Source organism: Viridibacillus sp. NPDC093762, from assembly GCF_050279675.1.
Classification (GTDB): Bacteria; Bacillota; Bacilli; order Bacillales_A; family Planococcaceae; genus Viridibacillus.
This window is the reverse complement of record NZ_JBNNUK010000001.1, coordinates 325,848-350,161: the sequence shown is the minus strand read 5'-3', so window position 1 is coordinate 350,161 and position 24,314 is coordinate 325,848. Positions and strand designations below refer to the sequence as shown.

The following is a 24,314-nucleotide window of genomic DNA, read 5'->3' as shown; positions in this document are numbered from 1 at the left end:
AATATAAGAAGTGATGTTACTTAGCGTTCTACATCGAAAGAGTATTAATTCTATAAAAAGGAGGAACAAATAAATGAAAGCTTCCGAAATGAAATGTAAAAATTGTGGGGCAGATTCGTTTGTACAAGCTACGGATTTTGTGAGATTACGGCCAATGAATAAGAAACTGTCTCTTGGTTCTGAAAGAGTTTTTACTGTTTGTATGAAATGTGGAGAGGTTGCTTCAACAAAAGTCCTAAATCCAGAAAAATTAATATTAAAAGATTGAATTGATAAAAATACTACTTATAGGGGTCGAACCAACAATACACGACTTCCTTACGTTAAGATTTTCACTTAGAAAAAGCCGATTCCCTGAACTTTAAGGGATAATCGGCTTTTTTTGTTAATTTGTTTGTAGGGGTCGAAGAAATGCTAAAGGTGCACTATCCTTCTTCTTAAATCGATTTCTCCTAGGAAATTAATATGTCCCCATCCTAATGAAGAATTATGTTTTATTAGCTCTTCATCAAGTTTTTCTCTTTACTTTACTATCTACTAAAAAAGTTTTATTTGATTCATCATACATTATTTTCTGACCTGCTATATCGGTATTCGTTTGCTTGATAAGAACCTCATTTAAGGATCTTCGCCAAATAGGTACAGGTTATTTACCTAGTATATTTAATTTGGGAGATTCAGTAAGATCATTATAAAATAACTATAACTATACATATAATTATTCCTATCAGTAATTACAAACAGATAAAAAAAACACTACAAATGTAATAAATACATACATTTGTAGTGTTTTCGTATTATAGTTAGCATTATTTAGTTGATGACTTGAATTTTTCACGAGCTGCTTCTAAAGCTATCTCTGCATCACTATGAGGATATTTTGTATTCTCAATAATCTGATAATCTTCGTGGCCTTTACCAGCAAAAATTATTATATCTCCTGGTTCAGCAACTTCTACAGCTTTTCTTACTGCTTCTGCACGATCGCCAATACATGCGTACTGATCATGTGTCATACCTTTTTCAAGGTCAGCTAAAATACTGTCATATTCTTCATAACGTGGATCATCTGTCGTTAAAATTACGTAATCTGAAAGTGAAGCCTTTTTTGCCATATCAGGTCGTTTAGATTTATCACGATTACCACCTGTACCAATGACGAAAATCATTTTATTTTTTTTATAAGGCATTGCTGCTCTAATTGCTTTTTCAATAGCATCAGGTGTATGTGCATAATCGACGAAAATTGAGATAGGTAAATCACCTGTTGGGATCCCTTGCATTCGGCCTTTTACAGATTCGATTGCCTCAACTTGTTCAATAATATCTTCAATAGCATAGCCTCTTGCATATAAAGCGGCAGTAGCTGCTAGCACATTATAAATATTAAATTCGCCAAGTAAATGCATTTTAATTGGGAAAGTTCCTTCTGGCGTTTCCATATCAAAATAAGTCATATGATTATGATATTGACAGTTAACACCTTTAAAAATGGCATCATTTTTTAAACCGTAAGTCCATATTGGGAATGGTGTTAGTTCTTGATATTTTTCTGACCATGGATCATCAGCATTTAAGACGGCGTCCTTATCCTTTTCAAGGTCTTGTCCAAGTTGAGAGAAAAGCATACCTTTTGCATTTCCGTAGTTTTCCATTGTGCCATGAAAATCTAAGTGATCATGCGTTAGATTTGTGAAAATAGCAACATCAAAATCGACACCTGCTAAACGTCCCTCTACTAAACCGTGTGAAGATACTTCCATAATCATACCTTGACAGCCTTCAGCTGCTGCACGGAAAATCATTTGCTGTGTACTAAGGGCATCACTTGTTGTGTTTGCAGATTCATACATGACACCATTCAAATTAAATCCGATTGTACCAGATAAAGCTGTTTTAATACCTAATCCATGAAGAATATCTCGAATTATAGATGTAACACTCGTTTTACCATTTGTTCCCGTTACCCCAAACATTGTCATGTCTTTAGATGGATAATCGAAGAACTTCGCTGCAAGTAGACCAAGTGCACGACTAGTATTATTTACGATTACTTGTGCTACATCACCTTCAAGCTCTAACTCGTGGTCTGCCACAATAATAATAGCACCATTTTCAACAGCTTTTTGTGCATAGTCATGACCATCTACTGTGTAACCTTTAATACAGACGAACACACTTTTTGGTTGTACACCACGAGAATCAATCGCAATATCTTTAATATTTTCTGGTAATTGACCTATTACTTTTTTTATTGGTAAACATTGTAGTAATTCGGTGGCTTGCATTATTCTGCCTCCTGTTCATCAATCATTGGAGATTTGATGTATGCTAATAATAAATTTGTTGTATGTCTAAGTGAATCGATATGTGTACGTTCATAAGCATGCGACGCTTCAATTCCTGGTCCAAATAATGCATGTCGCACATCAGCACCTGCTCTAATCGCAGCTGAAGCATCTGAACCGTAGTATGGATAAATATCTAATTTATAATCTATGTGATTGTCTTTTGCAAGTGCTACAAGCTGTCTAGTTAATGCGTAATGATATGGACCACTTGAATCTTTTGCACAGATAGAAACAGTATATTCATCAGATGCTTGTCCATCACCGATAGCTCCCATATCTACAGCAATATATTCAACAGTTTGAAGAGGAATGTTAGAGTTTCCTCCGTAACCTATTTCTTCATTATTAGAAATATAGAAATGCGTTGTATATGGTAATTCAATTTTTTCTGTAGTTATTTTTTCAAGTAATTTTAATAATAAAGTTGTGCTCGCTTTGTCATCTAAATGACGTGATTTTATAAACCCACTCTCAGTAAATTCAAAACGTGGATCAAAAGATACGAAATCTCCTACTTCAATGCCTTTAGTGCGAATCTCGCTCGAACTAAATACTTTTTCATCGAGGCGAACTTCGATATGCTCTTCATTACGAGGTAGTTTCCCTGCTTCACGATAAACATGTACTGTCGTTTCATGCATTAGAATCGTACCTCTAATTTTATCACCTTTAGCTGTATGAATTGTACAATATTCACCTTCTACAGCATTCCAGTTGAATCCTCCTACCATAGACAATTTCAAACGTCCATTTTCTTTCACTTCTTTTACCATAGCACCTAAAGTATCTGTGTGAGCTGTTAAGAGGCGATGTCTAGAATCATCTTTACCTAATATAGTTGCGATTATTGCACCTTTATTTGTTTTTTTATAAGATATACCAAGCTTTTCTAGTAGGCCAGACATATATTTCATAATGTCCTCTGTAAAGCCAGATGGACTAGCAATATTCACTAATTCCTTCAGTAATTCAACCGTTTCTCGTTCTTTAAAATCGCTTGTCAAATTGAAAGCCTCCCTTATTCTTTTCATCATATCAAAATATGACATTTTACGACAACGTTAAATCATGTATGATGGTATTATAACCAAATTCGAGGTGTCTTTATGAAGCACTCTACTATTTTACGTAAAAGAAATCAATTTGTACTGTTTTTATTTACAACTGGGATCATTATTCACGCCATTATTAGTAGCATCCATTTGATAAATTATGATGTACCTTTCCCCCTTACGGCAAGCATTTATTGTGCCATTTTGCTTATTTGTTCGGCACTGCATATAAATGAATATGTAATGAAGATATTATTAATTATCGGATTGAATGGTTCCATTATTTTATTAATAATGCAAACTAATTATATTTATCTCTTAGTATTTCTTATTCTACTACTTTTTTTACTAGCTATATATCAATCACTTTGGATTAATTTATCGATGTTTATTGTTACTATCATTCAGCTTGTTTTTCTAATAGAATATCGCTACACAATTTTCCGTAATTCTATAACTGAAACAGATATTGCTCTTTTTACTATAATCTTATTTACTGTTGCTATAATCGGTTTTATGCAAACAGTTTATATCAATAATTCTTGGAAGAAGATGGAGAACCATTCAAACTACTTAGAGAAGGCATTCTTATCAAAGGAAGCTTATTTAAATTTATTTTTTGAAAATGCAAAAGACAGTATAGCTGTTTTTGATTTAGAGAATAAAATCATTGCGGTTAATCCAGCATTCGAAAAACTCTATGGATGGAAAAAGAGAGAATGTATTGGAAAAGCTGTTCCTTTAGTAGCTCCAGAGTATATAAACTTAGCAAAAGAACGATGCAAACACTTATTGAATGGTGGGAGCTTCGATATGCTTGAATCAAAAGATATGAGAAAAGACGGCACTTATTTCGATGCACAAATGACGTTATCTCCTATTTTTGATTATAATGGCAAAATTATAGCTACATCAGTTATTACGCGTGATATTTCATATAAAAAAGAAGCTGAAAAACTAATCATTCAATCGGAAAAGTTAAAGGCGATAGGAGAAATAGCTGCAGGTGTCGCACACGAAGTACGTAATCCACTAACTGTTATTTCTGGTTTTGTCCAAATGATGAATAACGATAAAAATTCACCATATGCATTTTATTTAAATTTAATTGATGAAGAAATTGATCGCATTAACTTAATTATAAGTGAGTTTTTAGTTCTTTCAAAACCTCATGCTATGCAACCAAAAGTATTCCAAATCGATAAAATCATCTCAGATACTCTGACTTTATATCAGCCTGAATTACAATTAAAAAACATTGAACTCATTCAAAATTGGAACACCAATAATATGATGATCAAAGGTGACGCCAACCAAATTAAACAAGTTTTTATTAATATTATTAAAAATGCAGTAGAAGCGATTGAAAAAGAAGGTACCATTAGCGTTACTATTGAAAAAACAGCCAAACAATTTTGTAGTATCAGTTTTACTGACGATGGGGGTGGCATGGAAAAAGAAGTTGTTGAACATATTTTCAAACCCTTTTATACGACAAAAGAAGAAGGTACTGGTCTTGGAATGATGATTACAGAGAAAATTATTCAAGAACACGAAGGTCAAATTACAATTGATAGTGAATACGGTAAAGGTACTAGTATTACGATTAAGCTGCCTTGCGTTGACGTTTAATTTACATAAAACAGCATTTCTATTGTTTATAAGACTTTAGAAATGCTGTTTCTTTTATCAATTAATTTCACTAATAGAACAAACAGAATACAGTCACGCTGAGTTTTAATACTCTCAATCTTTACAGAAAAGATAAGAAAACCTATCTTAAAATGGTTTTTACTAATTTCACCTTCTGTTTATACGGCGGGAATAATAAATTATTTGCCAGCTTCGTTGACTTTTTCAAAATAGATTTTGGATGTGTAAAGCATTCAAAGCTTGCCTTACCATGATAAGCATTAACGCCTGAATTGCCTACACCACCAAATGGTAAATACACACTTGCTACATGAGTTATTGTATCATTTACACAGCCACCACCAAACGGTACTTCATCAAGGAAATATTGAATGGCTTTCTCTGTTTCAGAGAAAAAGTATGCCGCTAGTGGTTTCGGATATTGTCGAATTTGATGAATTGCTACACGCAAATCATCATAAACAATAATCGGTAGAATTGGTCCAAATAGTTCATCTTCCATAGAAGGGCTATTCCACGTAATATTTTGTAGGACAGTTGGCTCCATATATAAATCATCACGATCATAGTTACCACCAAATAATACTTGGCTCTGCTCTCGATCTAATATACTCTGCAAGCGGTCAAATTGACGCTCATTAATAATGCGACCATAATCCGGGCTATCTTGTGCATCTTTGCCATAAAACTTTTGGAGAGTCTTTTTCAGAATACGGATAAAAGGTACTTTCACTGACTCATGCACTAATATATAATCCGGAGCGACACATGTTTGACCAGCATTCGTAAATTTCCCCCATGCAATACGCTTTACAGCAACTTCTAAATTTGCTGTTTGGTCAACAATCGCAGGACTTTTCCCACCAAGTTCAAGCGTATGTGGCGTTAAGCGTTCTGCTGCAGCTTTCGCAATGATTTTCCCAACAGCTACACTTCCAGTAAAGAAAATATAATCAAACGAAGCATGTATCAAAGCAGTTGTTTCTTCCTTCTCTCCTTCCACTATACGCACGTAATTTTCCTGGAACGTTTCTTGAATTATTTTTTTTATAATTTCAGCAGTATGTAAAGATGATTCAGAAGGTTTTACAATCGCTGTATTGCCACCGATAATTGCCCCAATTAAAGGTTCCATTACTAATTGGAATGGATAATTGAATGGTCCAATAATAAGTACAGTCCCATACGGCTCTCGGACAATAAAACTTTTCCCTGGTTGAAAATGTAGTGGCGTTGGCACAGTAACTGGCTGTAACCATTCTTCTAAATACTTCTGCATATAGCTAATACTATCTAACACAATCCCTACTTCAGTGGAATACGCTTCGAATTCACTTTTTCTTAAATCTTTGTGCAGTGCTTGTAGAATTTCCTTCTCATGACCGACGATTGCAACTTTTAATTTTTTTAATTGTTCTTTACGGAATGACAAGCTTTTTGTAGCGCCTGATAAGTAAAATTTCCGTTGTGCTGCAATCATTGCTTCTACATCGTGGGCATTAAAATTCGCCATTAAAAAACCTCCAATTTATCGAAATAATTATCGAATTTTGTTCATAAGCTTGCATAAATACATCGTGATTTATCCATAATAAAAGTGTTACATAATTTCATAAGAAAAAGAGCCTTATCTGACTCAAATTGTACCATTTTCAAGAAGGTTGCTGTCAAATGTTGAAGACTTCTAAAAGGGGGAATGTTACATGTTGAAAACAGAAACATGGTGGGAATCAATTTTCACAGGGCCATTAGCACATGGCATACATCCGCAAAAACAAGAGGAATTAGAGGACGAATCTTTTTTATTCTTTCAGTACAATGATACAGCATCGGAAGAAAATGAACAGCCATCTTGAATGAAATGTAGCAAAGTGAGCTGTCTACTTAAAAAGGACAGCTCCTACTTTATATATTTTTCTTTAACCATTGGATAAAAGCATTATTAACGTATGTATAATAATAGCCTACCCAAACTGTAATTGGTATAGTCATCTATTTATCACATTTTACCATTTAATTCAAATCGAATCTATTTACTACCTCGCCGTATCCTCCACAAAATTTCATTTTTTATCAAATCACGCTTAACTCCCGGTTTTTTATTCCCTATTTTAAACAAAAAAACTATATATATTTTCAAATTCATCGCTACAACCTTTTCAAAAGGGGTATGCAATTATAAAGAGTTATTATTCTTAATCTTTTTCTTTTTTAACACAGGAGGACTGTCATGAAAAATATTTGGGAAATTTATAAGAGGGACATTAAAAGTATTTTCTCTAACTGGGTAGCCGCGGTATTATTAGGCGGGCTTATTATTTTACCTTCATTATATGCATGGTTTAATATTGCAGCTTCATGGGATCCTTATGCGAAAACCTCTCAAATGCCCGTCGGTATTGTGAATGAAGATAGTGGTGCAAAGATACAAAGCCAACATATTAATGCTGGAGAAGAGCTAGTTGCAACGTTACATAAAAATCATGATATGGATTGGCAATTTACAAATCGTAAAACAGCAATGGAGAAAGTTCGAAACGGTGATTTTTTTGCGGTAATCATTATTCCGGAGAATTTCTCTAAAGAACTCGCTACAGTTGTTTCAGGTAAGCCACGAAAAGCTGAAATAGAATATTTTGTTAACGAAAAAATCAACTCAATTGCTCCAAAAATTACAAGCGGAGGTGCGAGTGTACTTGCTGAAGAAATGAGTAGTAAATTTATTGGTACAGTAAACGGTACAATCTTTGAGATGTTCAATCGAATTGGAATAGAAATGCAAACCAACTTACCTGATATCGAAAAATTCAAAAATTATATTTTTACATTAGAAAAAGATTTGCCGGGCATTCATACAGAATTGAGGAAAGCTCAAAAAGATGCCAATTCTGCAAGCTCTTTAATTGGTGATGCTAAAAATGAAATTCCACAAGTAAAAAAACTAACAGAAGATGGACTAAATACAATTGAAAACACATTAACCTTCTTGGCACAAGCAGAAGGTCGCCTCAATGATATGAGTCCGAAAATTAAAGAAGATCTACAAACAGTCCAGAAAATTTCAACTGATGCAAATACATTGTTAAAACAACTACAAAATACAAAGATCGATTTTACTGAGGTAAATAAAGCAAAAAAAACGTTAGACAATCAGGTTACGTCTGCTATTGATAAAGTATCTAACATTGAACAAACATTGGCAGATTTAAAGCAATTCAACGATAAAAATAACATTCAAGATCAATCACAACTACTCTCATCAGCAATTGACCGTACAAAAGATTTAAAAGCTTTATTAGTAGAAGCACAAACAAATGCACGTAATGTTAACGAAGTACTTGCTGGTAAAGAACAAGAGGTTGTTGATGCCATCAACTCATTGCAGGCTATTGCACAAAACACTTCTGTTGAGCTCGACAGCTTTATCAAAGAATATGCACAATCTATTGAACCAACTGTTTTTAAAGCTATTAATGATGCTCAAAATACGTTATCTACTGCAAAGGATAAGTTGACTATAATCCAAACCCAATTGCCTGAAATTGTGCGTATCATTAATAATACTGATGGCTACATCACAGAGGCGAAATCTGGTCTCAATACAGCGCTCGGTCAATATCCTTATTTGAATACCAAGGTTAAAGAACTTGCTAACAAAATCCGGGACTTCGAAAAAGAAACAGATTTAAATAGCGTCATTCAATTACTTATCAACGATCCAAATGCGGAGAAATCATTCTTTGAACAGCCTATTAAGCTAAATGAAAATGCCCTCTTCCCAATCAAAAATTACGGAACAGGTATGACACCTTTCTATACTGTTTTATCCATTTGGGTTGGTTGCTTACTTTTAATTTCTCTACTTTCAGTCGGAGCGAAGAATGAAGAAGATTTCACCACTCGACAAGTATATTTTGGGAAACTACTTACATTTTGGACCATTGGCCTACTCCAAACACTAATCATTACTATGGGTGACCTTTTCATCCTTAAAGTACCTGCCCATAATCCAGTATGGTTCGTCCTATTTTGCCTATTCATCAGTCTCGTATTTATGAGCATAGTCTACACTTTAGTATCTGTATTCGGAGATGTCGGAAAAGCACTTGCAATCGTGCTCCTTGTACTTCAGCTAGCAGGCTCTGGCGGTACTTATCCAGTTGTTTTACTACCAAAGTTCTTCCAGGTGATTAACCCATTCTTACCTTTCACATACGCTATAGGCATGGCTCGAGAAGCGATAGGTGGAATCATTTGGAATAAAATATTTATGGAGGTCATAGTACTTGGCATAGTTCTCATAGTTTTTCTGTTATTCGGCGCCATCCTCAAAAAACGATTAAATGTCATCACGTCACGTATGCTACTTAAATCCAGAAAATCAGGGTTATTTCATTAAAAAAGGGCTAGTTTGGTTATATTGACCAAACCGGCCTTTTCTATTTTATTGTTGAAAACAATGATTGACTTTTACTGTATGCCATCTTATGATATTAAGTAATTCTTACATAAATTTTAGAATTAGAATTTCTCCCGATTCCTTAGCTCAGCTGGGAGAGCGCCACCTTGACAGGGTGGAGGTCGCTGGTTCGAGCCCAGTAGGAATCATAGTTATAAAACACAGCGTGAAGCCATTTATATCAACGGTTTTCATGAATAAGACCCCTTAACAGCACGTATTGCTGGGGGTCTTTTTTTATTTCTTTCCGACCATTCTGCCGACAAATTTGAATTTCTTAATGTTTTTTAAGTGTTTTCGTTAATTTATATCAGCTCATTTTGTTCTTTTATTAAAATTATAATAAAAGAACGATGGCCACTAATCAGCTATCGCTCTTTATCACATTCCAATCCCAAACGCATTTTCACTTCTTCATTTACTTTATTCCTTAAAGCAACTTTCGAGTAACGTAATTCTTTATCATTTCCTCTAGTTTTAACTGTGTACGCAACAAAATATTCATCAATATCTTTTGTACCTTCCAATACCTTCATTCCACGCATACCTAATGTTCGACTCACATCTCTTAGATCTCTGTTTAACTTTTTTAACTCTTCTTCAACCCAAGCTTTAAAAGTAAAATTTGCTTTCAAGTTATCCATATGCTTTTTATCTCGTTCTATGAGCCTTAGCAATGTCGGCCTTCAATTTTTCTTCCCGCAACCGTTTCAGCTGACGGTCATCAAGTCAATCTGGGTATTCCGCTAAGAAATCTAACGCCTTCATTTTGTCAGCAAGTTTCAACTTCACACCATTCTCCGTATTGCTCAGTTCACTAATTATGGATGTATCCATTTCTTCTAACGGCTTAATTGAAAATGAAAAACCAGAATCACCGCGCTTTACAAAGTCGCCTATATCAGCAAAAGCAATGTCTATATACTTCTTCAAGACTTCATTCTTATGAAGCAATTCATTTTCTACACGCTGTTTCTTTAAATCTAAAATAGCTTTCTTAACACTAGCCTTTACAAGCAAGCGACTTCCGTTTGCGTTAGCCGTATCATAACCACACTCAAAAGCCTTCTGATATGCTTTTGTAGCATTCATATGTCTTGCGTAGTACATACAAAAAAGCCACTATTTATCAGTCAACTCACCATTTTCATTCAATGGTAAATCTTCTGTAACAGATGGCTTTTTTTAGTCTTTCTCTCTGATTATTTCTGTTTAGTAACGTTACCATTCAATTGTTCATCCCATTTACCTTGATTCTTCCACTTTCGTATTTGTGAATCAGACAGCTCTAATTGTTCAGCAATGTCTTTTAGCTTCATTTCACCATTACTGTTCTTCTACAATTCAAAAGCTTCATCACGTTTGGGGTTTCTCGGTCTAGCCATCTCTCATAACACCACCTCCGAATAATCAATTATTTATGTATCACCTCGTCATCGCTAGTTGCTTAATTTGATAAAAATAAAAAACGCCTATAAAAGGCGTTTATACTTTCTTCATGTTTCGATAAGCTTCTTATAAATAAAAGCTTTAATCTTATCGAATTCTTTTAGAGGAAATAATCTCAATGCATCTGCTTGAGCAATTGCAGCAACCCCTCTATTTGGGCCATCTGTACTTTCATTATAAGCACTCACTCTTACATAATCTTCTTTTATTTCATCACTCTTCAATTTTGTGAAATTATCAGAAACTAATCCCAATACATTATTTCTTTTTTCCTGATTAATAAAACTGAAACTAGTATTTTCATGATCGGGATTAGTACTGAATACTTCAATCTGGTATCTCAAATTATTCACCTCCCACAACCACTATACGCAATCATAAGAAGCAATTAAATTACATATTTGATAATCGATATATTTCACTCTTACACAAACGAACGCCATCCAATAAGGGGCTTACCAACAAGGCATTTGTTTGTGTCATTGAAAAATAAAAAACACTGAATTTATGTATAAATTCAGTGTTTTGAAACCTTAAAAGATATCCTAACCTTTTAAAAGTTAAAGTAATTCTTTATATCATTCCCAACCAATTGCAAATTTGTATGGCTGATTAGGTACATTTCCTGCAGCTGTTTGTATTACTTCTACATAATTCCATCCATAAGTTAAGTTGCTTGCAGTGTTGTTATTTTCTGTCGCCACTCTAATCAAGTTACCATTTAGAATATTTAATTTATGGTTTCCTTCTGATTGGAAATTAAAAGGAGCATATCCTGAACTACCATCGTAATAAAACTTGTAGTAGTGAATAGTGTCATAGCGGCTTGTTGATGCATATACATACTCCATACTTTTAAGTTGTCGTGCATTATCATATACACTACTATACGAAATTACTTTTTGAAGACCTTCTTTAGTATTATGATTCACTTCGTTAGCTGATGCTTCACCTGATACTCCAGCAAATATTCCAACCGCTATAACTGGGGCTAATAACAAACTTTTTTTCATAATAATTCCTCCTTAATTGTATTACACTTATAAATTACCATTTTACTATTAAAATGTAAACACTTGACTTTTTTAAGAAACAAAATATCTAAAATATTATTTAATTTTTAAAAGAGTTTTGACCTAAATAGATATCTGATATAAACAAATAATCCATCAATACTACTATTCTGTATTTGATTGATTCGTATTTCACTCTCACGCAAACGAACGGCATCCAATACGGGGTTTTGATCAGCTGAAGAAAGGATTATACCAGTGTTTAAGTATCTTCGGATAGAACAAGTAAAGCCTGCACATATAGTCGATTTCTTGAGTAATTTATCTGAAGATGGAATGCGTTTGGATGGTAAAAAAGGAAAGTTGTCTGGGGAGACTATTTACTATTATTACAGAGTACTTCGTGATATTTTTAAATTCGCTGTTAGTATGCAAGTAATCGAACGTTCCCCTGTTGAAAGTGTTGCAAAACCGAAAGTAAAAAAAACCAAAATTACTGTATACGATGAGGTAAAAGAGTTAGTGCAAGCCTTGCTAATATCAAAACAACAATGAACACATTTTATTAGTAAAAAAGAATGGATAGAGCTCTCAGAAAATATCTGAATCTCTATCCATTTCACTTTGTTATTTACAACAACCTTGTTGATTTTTCACCGGCCACTCTCACATTATCGCCGTTCTCATTTCTTGCATGACGATTTGAAATCAGTGAATTTTTCGAATAAAAGACAAGTTAAGTTTACGCTTCTTCTTCCAATCGATCTTTCAATTCTGATTTTGCTTGTTCTATAATATCAGGATTCTGCATGATCTCAATTGCTGTGCATGCCATTACTTTTCCTGCCTGAAGCATACCTTTATGAGCGATAGGCATTGCACCTTGTGAAACCACTTGCCAGGTGTGAAGGGGGGTTCCAAGCGCGAAACAAGCAGTCCCGCATTGCATAGTTGGAGTAACCCAACTCACATTTCCTACATCAGTGGACCCCGCTAATGTAGCCTCCATACCGAAAGGTGGAACGATGTCTGCAATAGCTTTCCCTTCTAGTTGCTTCGCAGTTGCTCTATCGCATATTGCCAAAGCCGCCCTTACTTCTTCTCCAGAAAGCGTGTTTTGAATTTCTCTCGCAAATTGTTGATCAAATTCATCATAAAAAGGAACTCCAACAGCTTCTAAATTTTTGTGCATCACATCTGCTAATACGGTATTCGGTATCAAGTTCGATACAGTGCCTTGTACTATGAATTCGACAGTTGTTCCTGTCATCAATGCTGCACCTTTTGCAATGTTGTGTACACGCTCAATGATCTCTTCTGCTTGGCGCAATTTAGGGGCCCGGATAAAATAAGCAACTTCTGCATTCGCTTGTACGACATTTGGCGAAGCCCCGCCTGTGTTAGTGACAGCGTAATGAACCCTTGCCTCAGGTATAATATGCTCTCTTAGGTAGTTGACGCCGACATTCATCAATTCCACAGCATCTAGTGCACTTCGTCCCAAATGAGGAGAAGCAGCAGCATGCGAGCTTACCCCTGTATACTTGCAAACTACACTGTAATTAGCAAGCGAGCTGACATTCATAATACTAGGAATGCTAAACGGATGCCAGGAAAGAGCAAAATCTACATCATCAAACAAACCCTCGCGAGCCATAATCGTCTTCCCACCGCCATTTTCTTCAGCGGGACAACCGTAGTATCGAACTGTCCCTTGCAATTCTTTTTTTTCCATGTAATCTTTGATGGCAACGGCAGCAGCAAAAGCACCCGCTCCTAGCAGATTATGGCCGCAACCATGCCCATGACCATCTTGAACTACTGGGTCACTTACAGTAAGTCCTTTTTTCTGACTTAACGCTGGTAACGCATCGAATTCTCCTAAAATAGCGACGACGGGTTTTCCACTTCCAAATGTCCCAATAAATGCTGTTTTAAGTCCAGCAACTTCTTTTTCAACCTGAAATCCTTCTGTCTCCAATGCATGAATGATATACTCCGAAGATTTGTACTCTTGAAAGTAAATCTCTGGTGTCTCCCAAACTTTATCACTAAGCTCAATTGTTTTATCTCTTTTTTGTTCGACCAAATCTGAGATAAGTTTTTGCAATTCCATAAATAATCCTCTCCATTTCTAGTAATATATCAAGCAGTCAAAGACTCCTTTGTTGTTTGGTTCAACAGAGCTCCTTTACTAAAATTCATTGACAATATTGCCAACATGCCGAGAACGGCGAATCCGATTAACATCCAAAATGCTGCGTCAAATGAGCCATTGAATGCGTCAACAATAAATCCAATGGCCATAGGAGTGATAAAGCCAGCTAACTGCCCACCAGTATTTACAAGCCCCCCAGCTGTACCCATTACAGAAGACGGCAATCGCTTCATCATAATTGCTGGTAATAGCAGAAGAAGAAGGGAAAGGACAAGGACTACGATCGTTTGGTACGTAACAAAAATGGTCACGCTTGTCGCGGAATACATGAGGTACAGCAGTATCCCAATGCATACACAACATATACTACCTACGATTCTTTCAGTACCTTTTGGTAGCTTATCAAGAATGTAACCGCTTAATAACATTCCCAAAAGCATAGCGATTGCCGGAATAGTCTGAATCCAACCAAGAGAAATTAAGTCCATGCCGCGAACTTTTACCAAATAGGTCGGTAACCAGGTTGCAAGTCCCCAGTTCACTGCATAAAGGCTGTAAGAAGCAACAAATAAACTCCAGACTAATGGCGTTTTAAGCAATGAACGGAAAACACCTTGCTCCCTCGAGGCAGCGATGGAAATCTCTGTATCCTCCTCATTTCTTTCAGGAGTTCTAATGAAATACCAATATAGGACCGCAACAATGGCACCTGCTACTCCCATTATGACAAACATCATGCGCCATCCGATTGTAGTAAGCATTGCTATGGAGGCAATGGGGATAATTAAGGACATTAACCCACTTGATGACAATACGATAGACATGGCTCTAGCCTGTGCATCTTTAGGATACAGAAGCGTAATTGTTTTTCCGCATGCAGGCTGAAACCCTCCTTCACCGATACCAAAAAAGAAACGAATCACAAGCATAGAAGCTAGGGACCATGCCGCACCGGTCAGTACGGTAAAAATCGACCAAACAACGACTGCCGCAAGGAGAACCCTCCTAGGACCAAATCGGTCTGCCAGCCACCCCGCTGGAAGTTGCATTATTGCATAACCGGCAAAGAAACTACTAAGCAACATTCCGGTAGCAGATGCACTTAAATGTAAATCTTGCGTAATGTACAAAACCGCGAAATTCATTATGTAGCGATCAAGATTCCCTAACGACCATCCTAGAAAAAGTAAAGCTAATATCCAATTTCTTTTACGTTTTGATATCATATTTTCCTTCCCTCCCATTCTTGGTGTCGTTTTCTCTTAATTCTTGTTGATAGTTCTTGTCGATGTTTTCTAACAAGGTAAACAAAAGAGCATGTGCCCCCTCAACCAGATTGCTTCGGTCAACAAACTCCTCAGGTTTTTGAATAGACCTCCCATCAGTCCATTCATGACCGAATGTTTCAACAAGCTGATTAATCATGTTTTCTGTAAATTCAGGGTGAAATTGCAGCCCTATGACTCGATTTTCGTAGATAAATGCTTGGTTCAAACATGCATTGCTTTCGGCTAGGTGAACAGCTCCCTGTGGCAAATCGTACGTATCCCCATGAAATTCAAAAACCGAAAATGTTTCTGGGAAACTATCAAAAAGCTGCATGAATTCTCCTTTTTTTGTACGTTTCAACTGACACCAGCCGAATTCTTTGACCGTATGAGGGTAAACAGGGCTCCCCAAAGCACTTGCGATCAACTGAGCCCCCAAACAGATTCCCAATACATGTTTCTTTTTGCGAATTGCCTCTGAAATATAATCTTTTTCCAACTGTAACCACGGGTATTTCTCCTTCTCGTACGCTCCCATTGATCCACCTAAAATAATGAGCAAGTCATAGTCATCTTGAGAAAGAAAATGGTTATCCTTATAAACTTGAGTAGTGGTAACTAAATATCCTTTTTTACTAATCCAATTTTCAATTGCTCCAAGTCCTGCTAAAGGTTCATTTTGCAAGCAATAAATTCTCATTCACGTCTCCTCCTGGTTTTTGTAAGAAACCTTGTTTTTAGGTCATGACCTAAAATTATTTAAGGTCATGTCTTAAAATGATTTTAGACCAGCCATTATTATCAGTCAAGGTTAAATATTCAGAAAATTATATAATAAAGAATTAGGTGGGGTTCCCATCCATCGGAACATTAACACAAGAGATGATTTGGACATTCTGTGCATACAAAAAAACAGGATGCTTGGGTATCATCCTGTTACAATGTGATTTGATATATTTTTCTTGGACGTCCTCGAGGATGAGGAGTTTCTTCCGCAATCTCTCTTGCAAACCCTTTTTTCATAAGTTGCACGATTATCCTACGTGCACTTCTTGGAATGATTTCCATATGCTGTGCAAGCTCATTTGCGGTGATTTCTGTCTTACCTATTGTTTCTAGAATTGAATCAACTTTATTTATTGTAGAAACGCTTAATGATGTTAGTTCACTAATCGTTTGGAATTGCTTTGATCCATAAAAGTACTTATTTTTTTCAAGTTTCCCTAATGGCCCCTTAATCATTTTCTTATCCAAGAAAACCATCCAGGTTCCGTTTCCATATTCCTTCGCATGAATTAAAGCTTTACCTGCGTGAATTTCTGCCTCAAATACCGATTGGCCGAATCCTATGCCGCATGTCACACTTAGTTGACTAAGTCGATGGATTTCCGCTATATCTGGAACTTCCGTAAAATCTTGAGTTATTTTTGAAAGTGCACCTCGCGTTGAGAAAATGACGTATCGACCGGAAGCTGCTTTTTTTAGTGATCCTTGGATTTTTTTCGTATAGTTGAGTAACTTTTGTGTTATTTGTATTTCCTTCTGATATAATTCATCCGACGAGTACATATCCATCGATAAACCAGTAAGTACAGCTACTTCAAACAACTGTACCGCGATTTGTCTGTTTTTAAATATCAACATTTCATGTGAAAGAAGTGCCATATTCAACGCAGATTCAATTTCTGTTTTTGTTGGGTTCACGCGAAATACCGGTACACCGAGTTTTTTTAGCTTGTTTGACACATCCCATATACAAGTAACAGCTGCCTTTGTCATTCCTTTTTTCCATAACTCAAAGTGGTGTTCTACAATCAAATCGAATGAGTTCACATACTGTTTTAAATAGTCTGGGTTAAAGTTAGAACCTAACTCTTCAGCAATTTGTTTTATCTGAGATGGAGTAAAACAATCAAAGCTCAGATCATTAATGTGCATTTTATCTTCATATAATGCGTGGTACAAAGCTTTGTACAAACAAGAGCCCTTGAGTGTGACAAAAAACATAGGCTTAGTGCTTTTCCCAGATAGTCTTGCAGTATTATATGTAATATATCCTGAAAAAAGCCACATATCGACATCATTTTGATGTGTCTCCAAAATATCGATAATCTCTTCTTCAGTAGAGTGGCTAAATGAAGAAGTAATGAACTTTGAATTCTCCTTTGCAACAGATTCCACCAATTTGTAATTATCTTCAACGCCTATTATTCCTAACCGAATTTTCATAGTAATAGTCACCTACATTCTTTTCACTGTTTCACACATATATTCATTCTAACTTATTAAAAGCCTTGATTACTACTTTTTGATATTAACTACCTGTGTAGGTGTAGGTGGGAATAATAACCCGTAATATTTAATATTCAGCAAAAAATATATCAAAAGCAACAATCATTTAGAACAGCGCCTGAATTTTTATTATAATCATTTAATGGACCGAATGCCTCTTTGAATTGTTTGAAGTGTTGAGGTATATCTTCTACTGAAAATAATTCAACATTTGTAAACTTTCTTTGAAATAATTATTATACTAACTTGCCCCGATAGTTGAAGAATAATTTTATTAATGTTTCAATTCACGCCAAAATCGAATACATTTTTATATACGTTTAATTCATAACATCCGATCAAGGGAATGATAATTGGTTAGATGCCAATTGGCGTGTGGCTGTATAGATGGCGATTTACGGAACAATTCAAAATCATTCCATGCAAAGATCCAAAACATGGGTATTAGTCTAAGACTTTTTATTAATTATGAATAGCCTATATTATACTCTATGAAGAGAGTTAAAAAATGGTAGCTCCAATACGGTTTAACGAAGGACGGCAAATGTTTCCCTATTTTCCTAGATAACTAGGAATAGAAGAATCAACTAACGGATCACCCCGTTAAAGCAATCTTTTTTGAATTCCCGAATGGAACAGGAAAAGCGAATAGCCTACAGTGAATTAGACAATTCTGAAAGATGCCGTGAAATACACTACAATAACCATTCATCCAGAAAAATATACATACAAGAAAAGATCAGAAGGAACCCACTCCTAGCTTACCTTTCATTTTTCTTTCAAACTTGGATTTCTATAGGAATAACACTAAAAAGTTAACTAGTAAGAACTAGTTAACTTTTTAACAAGAACACACTCAATAGTCCATTGAAGAACATAAAGTGTCATACTCTTCAGATAGCGAAAAATCGCCTCGAAGTTTTTTAAAATAATACGTCATTCCAAAAGGAATTTTTTCTCTTGCATCGTCGATTTCGCGATGTTCGACGTACCCTGCTCGTGCGTCGTCGGTTTCGTGATGTCCGACGTACTCTGCTCGTGCGTCGTTGGTTTCGCGATGTTCGACGTACCCTGCTCGTGCATCGCTGGTTTCGCGATGTTCGCCGTACTCTGCTCGTGCATCGTTGATTTCGCGATGTTCGACGTACTCTGCTCGTGCGTCGTTGGTTTCGCGATGTTCGACGTACTCTGCTCGTGCATCGTTCATTACTAAAAGGATCCTGGTTCATGAAGTGACCTAATCCTGCGTTGTTAGCACGTTCTACTGCATTCTGTATAAATGACATATTCAAACCTCCTTTCTTCTTTATTAGAGAAAGAAGGTAGATGAGTATTCCTTTTTCAAGAAGAATCAAATCTGTACTGTTGCAATTTTCTTTCCCTTATCCGTAAGATATGAGGTTGTACTTAAAATGTTAGAGACAATCGCATAGTTTTCGAAAGTAAAATATATTTCTGTATCTTTTTGTGGCATCTTACATTTTTGTTTCATACAAATAATTTAAAAATGAAAGGAAAGAATTGGCGTGGATAACGGGAAAAAATTACCTGAATATCAGCTTTATATTCATCCTTTAGATTTAAGTGAACTCCGGAAAGATATATGGTGTGACGATCCTATCTCTGCCAAGCTAACAATTAACAAAAGAAAGTTTGATATTGATATCGCCTATCGTGGCTCCCATATCCGCGATTTTCGAAAGAAGTCGTATCACATTTCGTTTTATAAGCCAAGTACGTATAGAAATGCCAAAGAAATTCATATCAACGCAGAATATAAAGATCCTTCTCTATTAAGAAATAAATTATCGCTCGATTTTTTCAATGAAATAGGGTGCTTATCGCCAAAGTCCCAATTTGTATATATGAAATTGAATGGAAAAAATGAAGGGCTTTATTTGGAATTAGAATCAGTCGATGAGTATTTCCTGACGAATCGACAACTTCCTCAAGGACCAATATTCTATGCGGTTGATGGTGATGCTAACTTCTCTTTATTGAGTGATCTTGATAAAGAAGTAAAAAAATCACTTAAGGTTGGCTATGAACTAAAACACGGGACAGAACAAGATGAATTTCATTTACAAAAAATGATAATTGAAATTAATACTATTTCAAAAGCTGAATTTGAAAATGAAATTGTAAAATACCTTGATGTTGATCAGTATCTCCGCTGGTTGGCTGGCGTTGTTTTCACCCAGAATTTTGATGGTTTTGTTCATAATTACGCACTATACCAGAATAGCGAAACGAGGCTATTCGAAATCATCCCGTGGGATTACGATGCAACATGGGGAAGGGATGTAAACGGGAGAGTGATGGAGGAGGACTATTTACGAATCGAAGGATTTAATACGCTAACCGCAAGGATTCTTGACGTAAAAACATTTCGATGTCAATATAAAAACTTGCTAGAAGCTATTTTAAACAACCAATTTAATGTAGGCTATTTGAAACCGAAAATACAAGGTATGCATGATTTAATAAGGCCTTATATTCAAAAAGATCCTTATAAAAAAGACGATATCCATTTATTTGATAAAGAACCGGAGTATATATTGGACTTTATTGAAGCACGGTCTAAATATATAAGAGGGAAATTAGACACATTAGATTAAGTTGTTGCATCATCTAACAAATCCCAGTTCTCCTAGATAAATAGGAATAGGAGGATCCCGTGACGGTTCACGCCGTTCAAGGAATCCTTTTTTAAGTTTCAGATTTGAACGAGAAAAGTGGTGATATCTTATGTAATACTTTCATTATATATTAATTAATTTGGCTCTACATGAACCTGATTAAACAGAGGGTCTTTCTCATTTTCCTTTAGGTCTTGGAGAAATTGAATTTTTTTTATTTTTGTCTCCTTGTGATTAAAGTCCTTTAACAACCAATCCTTCTTCAACTATCCTGCACCGTTAGCCATCCATGTAGCGCAAAATCAGCGCAACACCACAGAGAATGAAAATGGTTAGGGCCTGTCAATACTGATTCTACGGCTGGGAGAGGAAGGTCGATGAACTATGGTGCCATAGAGCCCATCCGTTAGTCTGACTCCAACGACTACGGTGTATCACAGAATGTCGCTCCCTTACGGGAAGTACTCATGGGAGATTAATCCTACTTTGGTTGCTGTACCAGCCTCCAATATTATTTGCCGTAGAAAGGATGATTACGATGGAAGTAAGGGGCGTTGCTATAAGAGCACTTTGTTACTGAAATGTAGTTGTTTATTGGTTAACTCTTTATATTCCCTTAAAATATATCTGAATACAAATTTGAAATAAAGTCCACGCTTTTTAACAATACTATTTCAATAAAGTGCCTCCAATTAGAATAAAATAGGGGCGTCATAAATATCAGCCCCATTAATATTATATATTCTGCATTATCATGCTAATTTAGCATTTCACTTCACTACTTTTTATGCTTCTCAAACATTGTTTCATTAAACTGACTGGACTTTCCTTTTGGAATACTTAACGATTGCCATTCAGAAGATTTTAAAACCTTTCCGATATACACAATTTGTCCAACATGATAGGAATAATGTGAAACTTGGCGCTCAATCGCTGCCATCACAAGGTGTTCTTCCCCACGTATCTTAATTTTCTTCAGTAAATCTTGCTCTGTCAAATCGTCAAGTGTGTTAAATACAATTTGCCAACCATGTTCCCAAATCCGGATTAACTCTTCCCTAGGTAAGTACGAATTATCAAATTCTAAATCTCTATTTCTAGTTGGTTTTTCACCATCTGTACTTAAAAAATCACTCCATCGTGAAACCATGTTACCCCCTACATGTTTTACAATAACCGCAATACTATTAGATTCCTCGTGATTGGACCAATACAGTTTTCCATCATCCAGTTGTTGGAAAGTTTGATCCCCAAGCTTTTTTATTTCCATAAATCTATTCTTTACTATGCTTAAATAATTCTCACCAATATTCATTTCAATTCCCCCTTTACACAAACTTTAGCACAAGGTAATATATCCCATCTATAAAATAGGTGAAAATAAACTACTTATTGACTCTTTTATTTGTTTCCCGAAGCTTTTATTTTTCATATCTACCATTGTCAGCTCTCTGCTTGCTTGAAAATCTATTGTAAAATCATGCAATAAGTGATGAACTGCAGCACTAGCCTCATATAGAAAGACCATTAGCTCATGATTAAGACGGAAACTACGAATGTCGAAGTTGGCGGTTCCAATAGCAGCATTTACACCATCTACAGTAATAATTTTACAATGTAAAAACGATTCTTCATCATAAGCAAATACACGTACTCCCGCTTCAAGTAAAGTTTTAATATTGGCATTACTACCATGATAAGAAATTCCCATATCACCTTTCCCCGGAAGAATAATTCGTACATCTATACCACTCATTGCTGCCCTCCTTACCACCGCTAAAGCTTCAGCATCTGGGATAAAATAAGGAGTTGCAATCCATACATTTTCATGCGCTGATTCGATTAAATTTAGCATGGCATCACGAATTATATTTTCTTTATCATATGGCCCACCATATATCACCTGTGCCCAATCATTTCCTTTTTCAATCGGGGAAAAGTAATTTTGTATTCCCTTTTCATTTATAAAAGGAGTCGCTGCACCCTTTTCATTTTTCATAAATATCCAATCATTTAGAAAAGATTCTTGTAGTTCACTAACTGATAAACCTTCAATACGGAGATGTGTATCACGCCAAATTTTAAAGGTATTGGTATTAGATAAATATTCATCACCTACATTCAAACCGCCAGTGAAACCGATTTGACTATCTATAACTATTACCTTCCTGTGATTTCGAAAATTTGCCTTATGCAATAACCACAGAGATAATATTGGATCGAATGCTATAACCTCAGCTCCTGCATCAGACAATGGTTTAAGAAAAGCCGAATTTAAACACTTCGCACCTATTGCATCATACATAAAACGTACTTCTACACCTGCCTTTGCCTTTTGAACCAATAAATCTCTAATTTCAGTACCAATTTCATCTTTTTTATAAATATAGAATTGCATATGGATATGATGTTTGGCATTTTTTATAGCCTCCATAATAGCTGAAAAAGTTGCAGCACCATTTGTTAAAATATCAATCTTATTCCCTTTCAGTGGTTTAATACTTGATAAATTTGCAATACGCTTTGATAAACGGGGGAGCGCGGTAGAATGATGTTTTTTTTGTATCGCATGTGTTACTTCAACTAATTTCGTTGTTTCTTTTATTTGTGAATCCGAAAATTTACGTGTTATTGGATCTCTACCAAAGTATAAATAATAACCTGTTCCAATGACTGGGAGACCTAAAATAACTGTAATCCAAACGACTTTTGATGAGGTATTACGTATATCAAAGAAAATTAGCTTAATGACAATTACAAGTCCAAATAACTCAATAAGTATGCCTATTACGTATGTAATTTTCATATTCCAAATAGAAGAAATATATCCTACACCTATTATGACTGCTGAAATGGCTAAAAATTGAATAACCTTCTGCATAATATCACCTCCACTTTGCCTATCCCTAATACAAAATAAATCTATACTCATAACTTATGTGAATTTTTTTCAAAATAGCTCCTATTTCTTTCGAGATTCGGAAGCTTTTATAATAATTTTGACACTGACAACTACAGATATATGAATACATCCATAACTAAAATTATGCTTGCAGACTTAATGTAGAATTACAGCCTGTGACCGCATGGACAACAATATTAAAAAAGCATTATAAACAATAAAACTCCTGCTACTTAGCAGGAGTTTTTATTTTCTATGGTTTCAAGGTGTTGAATTTAAAATATATAAAAATAACGACCTATTGATTATTTCTTATTAGCACGATATAAATTCATTGTTTTAAATCCCTCACCGAGAATCTCTACCATTTCTGACAAACGTTTTTCTTGTGTCTCATCACGTTTCGCACTATACACAAATCGTGCCCAATCTCGCTGATACCCCGGTGTTAGTGCATTATAAACATCAAGTATTTCTTTTTGATCACTCAAATACTGCTGGATGTCTGGAATACGATTCACATAATCACCGACACGTTGACTCGCTTTACTAGTAGTAGATTTTTTTGCATGCTTTGGCTCATTTTTAATACCTACAACTGTAAATGTATCATTAAAGCTAACCATACGAGCAAACTTCATTGTACTATTTAAAACGTAGCCATCATCATCTGGCGAAATAGCTGGAAACAGCGCGTCTCGCTCAATATATTCCGTATATTCTTTATTATTTTTCTTTGGATAAGCTACAAAAAGGTACCCGTTGTCCTTAACTCGATTCTTTTCCACGACCTCCTGAAGCAATGCAGTAAACTCATTTAGAGAAAAAACAAATGCAAAAACTAAATTATAATTCTCTTCCTTAAAATCCTTATCAAACTCTAGCTCATCTAATTCCGTTACATGATTCGGCATATTCAGTACTACTTTTTTTTCGTATTGTTGCAACTTTAACTTTTCTATAACAGTTTTTACTTCCGCCATCTTGTCTCTCCTATCGCTTTAAGCATAGCTATTATCCGCACATTTAATAAAAGCTTTTCAAATTTTTCAGCTGTCTCGTAACTCCATTATACAAT

21 protein-coding genes, 1 tRNA gene and 2 pseudogenes are annotated in these 24,314 nt (G+C 35.4%); 7 read left to right on the top strand and 17 right to left on the bottom strand.

The window, feature by feature from the left end; translation table 11 throughout:
• Window positions 1-73 precede the first annotated feature (73 nt).
• Window positions 74-268, top strand: a complete 195-nt coding sequence (locus ACQKM9_RS01615) for a hypothetical protein (RefSeq protein WP_427732063.1) — start codon at window positions 74-76, stop codon at window positions 266-268.
• 541 nt (window positions 269-809) lie between these two features.
• Here the strand turns inward: ACQKM9_RS01615 and ACQKM9_RS01610 are convergent.
• Both ACQKM9_RS01610 and ACQKM9_RS01605 read right to left on the bottom strand, forming a co-directional pair.
• A complete protein-coding gene (locus tag ACQKM9_RS01610) occupies window positions 810-2,288 on the bottom strand; it encodes a UDP-N-acetylmuramoyl-L-alanyl-D-glutamate--2,6-diaminopimelate ligase (RefSeq protein WP_427732061.1) in 1,479 nt (492 codons plus the stop codon).
• The gene (locus ACQKM9_RS01605) at window positions 2,288-3,355 is read right to left on the bottom strand and encodes a M42 family metallopeptidase (protein ID WP_427732059.1); all 1,068 of its coding nucleotides are present in this window, start codon (window positions 3,353-3,355) and stop codon (window positions 2,288-2,290) included. Before ACQKM9_RS01605 ends, ACQKM9_RS01610 begins: the two co-directional genes overlap by 1 nt.
• Window positions 3,356-3,457: 102 nt before the next feature.
• Between ACQKM9_RS01605 and ACQKM9_RS01600 the strand changes: the two genes are divergently transcribed.
• On the top strand, window positions 3,458-5,035 hold the full coding sequence (locus ACQKM9_RS01600; protein ID WP_427732057.1) for a two-component system sensor histidine kinase NtrB: 1,578 nt from the start codon (window positions 3,458-3,460) through the stop codon (window positions 5,033-5,035).
• A 142-nt stretch (window positions 5,036-5,177) separates the two neighbouring features.
• Here the strand turns inward: ACQKM9_RS01600 and ACQKM9_RS01595 are convergent, their stop codons facing one another.
• Window positions 5,178-6,569, bottom strand: a complete 1,392-nt coding sequence (locus ACQKM9_RS01595) for an aldehyde dehydrogenase (protein WP_427732055.1) — start codon at window positions 6,567-6,569, stop codon at window positions 5,178-5,180.
• A 190-nt stretch (window positions 6,570-6,759) separates the two neighbouring features.
• Here ACQKM9_RS01595 and ACQKM9_RS01590 point away from each other — a divergent pair, with 190 nt between their 5' ends.
• From ACQKM9_RS01590 to ACQKM9_RS01580, 3 genes are all read left to right on the top strand, one after another.
• Window positions 6,760-6,912, top strand: coding sequence for a hypothetical protein (locus ACQKM9_RS01590; protein WP_427732053.1), 153 nt, complete (start codon window positions 6,760-6,762; stop codon window positions 6,910-6,912).
• Between the two features lie 374 nt (window positions 6,913-7,286).
• Window positions 7,287-9,455, top strand: coding sequence for a YhgE/Pip family protein (locus ACQKM9_RS01585; protein ID WP_427732051.1), 2,169 nt, complete (start codon window positions 7,287-7,289; stop codon window positions 9,453-9,455).
• A gap of 136 nt (window positions 9,456-9,591) precedes the next feature.
• A tRNA-Val gene (locus ACQKM9_RS01580) sits at window positions 9,592-9,664 on the top strand.
• Between the two features lie 219 nt (window positions 9,665-9,883).
• Here ACQKM9_RS01580 and ACQKM9_RS01575 read toward each other — a convergent pair.
• From ACQKM9_RS01575 to ACQKM9_RS01555, 5 genes and pseudogenes are all read right to left on the bottom strand, one after another.
• A complete protein-coding gene (locus ACQKM9_RS01575) occupies window positions 9,884-10,159 on the bottom strand; it encodes a hypothetical protein (RefSeq protein WP_427732049.1) in 276 nt (91 codons plus the stop codon).
• Between the two features lie 85 nt (window positions 10,160-10,244).
• On the bottom strand, window positions 10,245-10,625 hold the full coding sequence (locus tag ACQKM9_RS01570; RefSeq protein WP_427732047.1) for a terminase small subunit: 381 nt from the start codon (window positions 10,623-10,625) through the stop codon (window positions 10,245-10,247).
• A gap of 92 nt (window positions 10,626-10,717) precedes the next feature.
• Window positions 10,718-10,840 (bottom strand): annotated as a pseudogene (locus ACQKM9_RS01565) (phage terminase small subunit-related protein); the annotation flags it as partial.
• 171 nt (window positions 10,841-11,011) lie between these two features.
• A complete protein-coding gene (locus tag ACQKM9_RS01560) occupies window positions 11,012-11,308 on the bottom strand; it encodes a hypothetical protein (RefSeq protein ID WP_427732046.1) in 297 nt (98 codons plus the stop codon).
• Between the two features lie 234 nt (window positions 11,309-11,542).
• Window positions 11,543-11,977, bottom strand: a complete 435-nt coding sequence (locus tag ACQKM9_RS01555; RefSeq protein WP_427732044.1) for a hypothetical protein — start codon at window positions 11,975-11,977, stop codon at window positions 11,543-11,545.
• 258 nt (window positions 11,978-12,235) lie between these two features.
• Between ACQKM9_RS01555 and ACQKM9_RS01550 the strand changes: the two genes are divergently transcribed.
• Complete coding sequence (locus ACQKM9_RS01550; protein WP_427732042.1) at window positions 12,236-12,532, top strand: phage integrase SAM-like domain-containing protein; 297 nt, start codon at window positions 12,236-12,238, stop codon at window positions 12,530-12,532.
• Between the two features lie 187 nt (window positions 12,533-12,719).
• On the opposite strand, the gene ACQKM9_RS01545 is transcribed toward ACQKM9_RS01550, so the two are convergent.
• The 6 genes and pseudogenes from ACQKM9_RS01545 to ACQKM9_RS01520 form a co-directional block, all read right to left on the bottom strand.
• A complete protein-coding gene (locus ACQKM9_RS01545; protein WP_427732041.1) occupies window positions 12,720-14,093 on the bottom strand; it encodes a M20 family metallopeptidase in 1,374 nt (457 codons plus the stop codon).
• A 29-nt stretch (window positions 14,094-14,122) separates the two neighbouring features.
• A complete protein-coding gene (locus tag ACQKM9_RS01540; protein WP_427732039.1) occupies window positions 14,123-15,361 on the bottom strand; it encodes an MFS transporter in 1,239 nt (412 codons plus the stop codon).
• The gene (locus ACQKM9_RS01535; protein ID WP_427732037.1) at window positions 15,345-16,103 is read right to left on the bottom strand and encodes a type 1 glutamine amidotransferase; all 759 of its coding nucleotides are present in this window, start codon (window positions 16,101-16,103) and stop codon (window positions 15,345-15,347) included. Before ACQKM9_RS01535 ends, ACQKM9_RS01540 begins: the two co-directional genes overlap by 17 nt.
• Before the next feature lie 236 nt (window positions 16,104-16,339).
• Window positions 16,340-17,632 (bottom strand): ArsR family transcriptional regulator, encoded by a 1,293-nt coding sequence (locus tag ACQKM9_RS01530; RefSeq protein ID WP_427732035.1) that lies wholly within the window; start codon window positions 17,630-17,632, stop codon window positions 16,340-16,342.
• Between the two features lie 919 nt (window positions 17,633-18,551).
• Window positions 18,552-18,902, bottom strand: coding sequence for a hypothetical protein (locus ACQKM9_RS01525; protein WP_427732821.1), 351 nt, complete (start codon window positions 18,900-18,902; stop codon window positions 18,552-18,554).
• A gap of 10 nt (window positions 18,903-18,912) precedes the next feature.
• Window positions 18,913-18,981: pseudogene (locus tag ACQKM9_RS01520) on the bottom strand (CotG/ExsB N-terminal domain-containing protein); the annotation flags it as partial.
• 240 nt (window positions 18,982-19,221) lie between these two features.
• Between ACQKM9_RS01520 and ACQKM9_RS01515 the strand changes: the two are divergent.
• Window positions 19,222-20,313, top strand: coding sequence for a CotH kinase family protein (locus ACQKM9_RS01515; protein ID WP_427732033.1), 1,092 nt, complete (start codon window positions 19,222-19,224; stop codon window positions 20,311-20,313).
• Between the two features lie 799 nt (window positions 20,314-21,112).
• Here ACQKM9_RS01515 and ACQKM9_RS01510 read toward each other — a convergent pair.
• From ACQKM9_RS01510 to ACQKM9_RS01500, 3 genes are all read right to left on the bottom strand, one after another.
• Window positions 21,113-21,649, bottom strand: a complete 537-nt coding sequence (locus ACQKM9_RS01510; RefSeq protein ID WP_427732032.1) for a DUF1572 family protein — start codon at window positions 21,647-21,649, stop codon at window positions 21,113-21,115.
• 48 nt (window positions 21,650-21,697) lie between these two features.
• Window positions 21,698-23,215, bottom strand: a complete 1,518-nt coding sequence (gene cls / locus ACQKM9_RS01505; protein WP_427732030.1) for a cardiolipin synthase — start codon at window positions 23,213-23,215, stop codon at window positions 21,698-21,700.
• A 326-nt stretch (window positions 23,216-23,541) separates the two neighbouring features.
• On the bottom strand, window positions 23,542-24,219 hold the full coding sequence (locus ACQKM9_RS01500; RefSeq protein ID WP_427732028.1) for a YdeI/OmpD-associated family protein: 678 nt from the start codon (window positions 24,217-24,219) through the stop codon (window positions 23,542-23,544).
• Window positions 24,220-24,314 lie beyond the last annotated feature (95 nt).

Coding starts and splice junctions, on each gene's coding strand:
- ACQKM9_RS01540 (WP_427732039.1), bottom strand. CDS start 15,361: ATGATATCAAAACGTAAAAGAAATTGGATATTAGCTTTACTTTTTCTA.
- ACQKM9_RS01530 (WP_427732035.1), bottom strand. CDS start 17,632: ATGAAAATTCGGTTAGGAATAATAGGCGTTGAAGATAATTACAAATTG.
- ACQKM9_RS01595 (WP_427732055.1), bottom strand. CDS start 6,569: ATGGCGAATTTTAATGCCCACGATGTAGAAGCAATGATTGCAGCACAA.
- ACQKM9_RS01500 (WP_427732028.1), bottom strand. CDS start 24,219: ATGGCGGAAGTAAAAACTGTTATAGAAAAGTTAAAGTTGCAACAATAC.
- ACQKM9_RS01610 (WP_427732061.1), bottom strand. CDS start 2,288: ATGCAAGCCACCGAATTACTACAATGTTTACCAATAAAAAAAGTAATA.
- ACQKM9_RS01545 (WP_427732041.1), bottom strand. CDS start 14,093: ATGGAATTGCAAAAACTTATCTCAGATTTGGTCGAACAAAAAAGAGAT.
- ACQKM9_RS01510 (WP_427732032.1), bottom strand. CDS start 21,649: ATGAATATTGGTGAGAATTATTTAAGCATAGTAAAGAATAGATTTATG.
- ACQKM9_RS01555 (WP_427732044.1), bottom strand. CDS start 11,977: ATGAAAAAAAGTTTGTTATTAGCCCCAGTTATAGCGGTTGGAATATTT.
- ACQKM9_RS01575 (WP_427732049.1), bottom strand. CDS start 10,159: ATGGATAACTTGAAAGCAAATTTTACTTTTAAAGCTTGGGTTGAAGAA.
- ACQKM9_RS01600 (WP_427732057.1), top strand. CDS start 3,458: ATGAAGCACTCTACTATTTTACGTAAAAGAAATCAATTTGTACTGTTT.
- ACQKM9_RS01535 (WP_427732037.1), bottom strand. CDS start 16,103: ATGAGAATTTATTGCTTGCAAAATGAACCTTTAGCAGGACTTGGAGCA.
- cls (WP_427732030.1), bottom strand. CDS start 23,215: ATGCAGAAGGTTATTCAATTTTTAGCCATTTCAGCAGTCATAATAGGT.
- ACQKM9_RS01615 (WP_427732063.1), top strand. CDS start 74: ATGAAAGCTTCCGAAATGAAATGTAAAAATTGTGGGGCAGATTCGTTT.
- ACQKM9_RS01590 (WP_427732053.1), top strand. CDS start 6,760: ATGTTGAAAACAGAAACATGGTGGGAATCAATTTTCACAGGGCCATTA.
- ACQKM9_RS01570 (WP_427732047.1), bottom strand. CDS start 10,625: ATGTACTACGCAAGACATATGAATGCTACAAAAGCATATCAGAAGGCT.
- ACQKM9_RS01585 (WP_427732051.1), top strand. CDS start 7,287: ATGAAAAATATTTGGGAAATTTATAAGAGGGACATTAAAAGTATTTTC.
- ACQKM9_RS01525 (WP_427732821.1), bottom strand. CDS start 18,902: ATGAACGATGCACGAGCAGAGTACGTCGAACATCGCGAAACCAACGAC.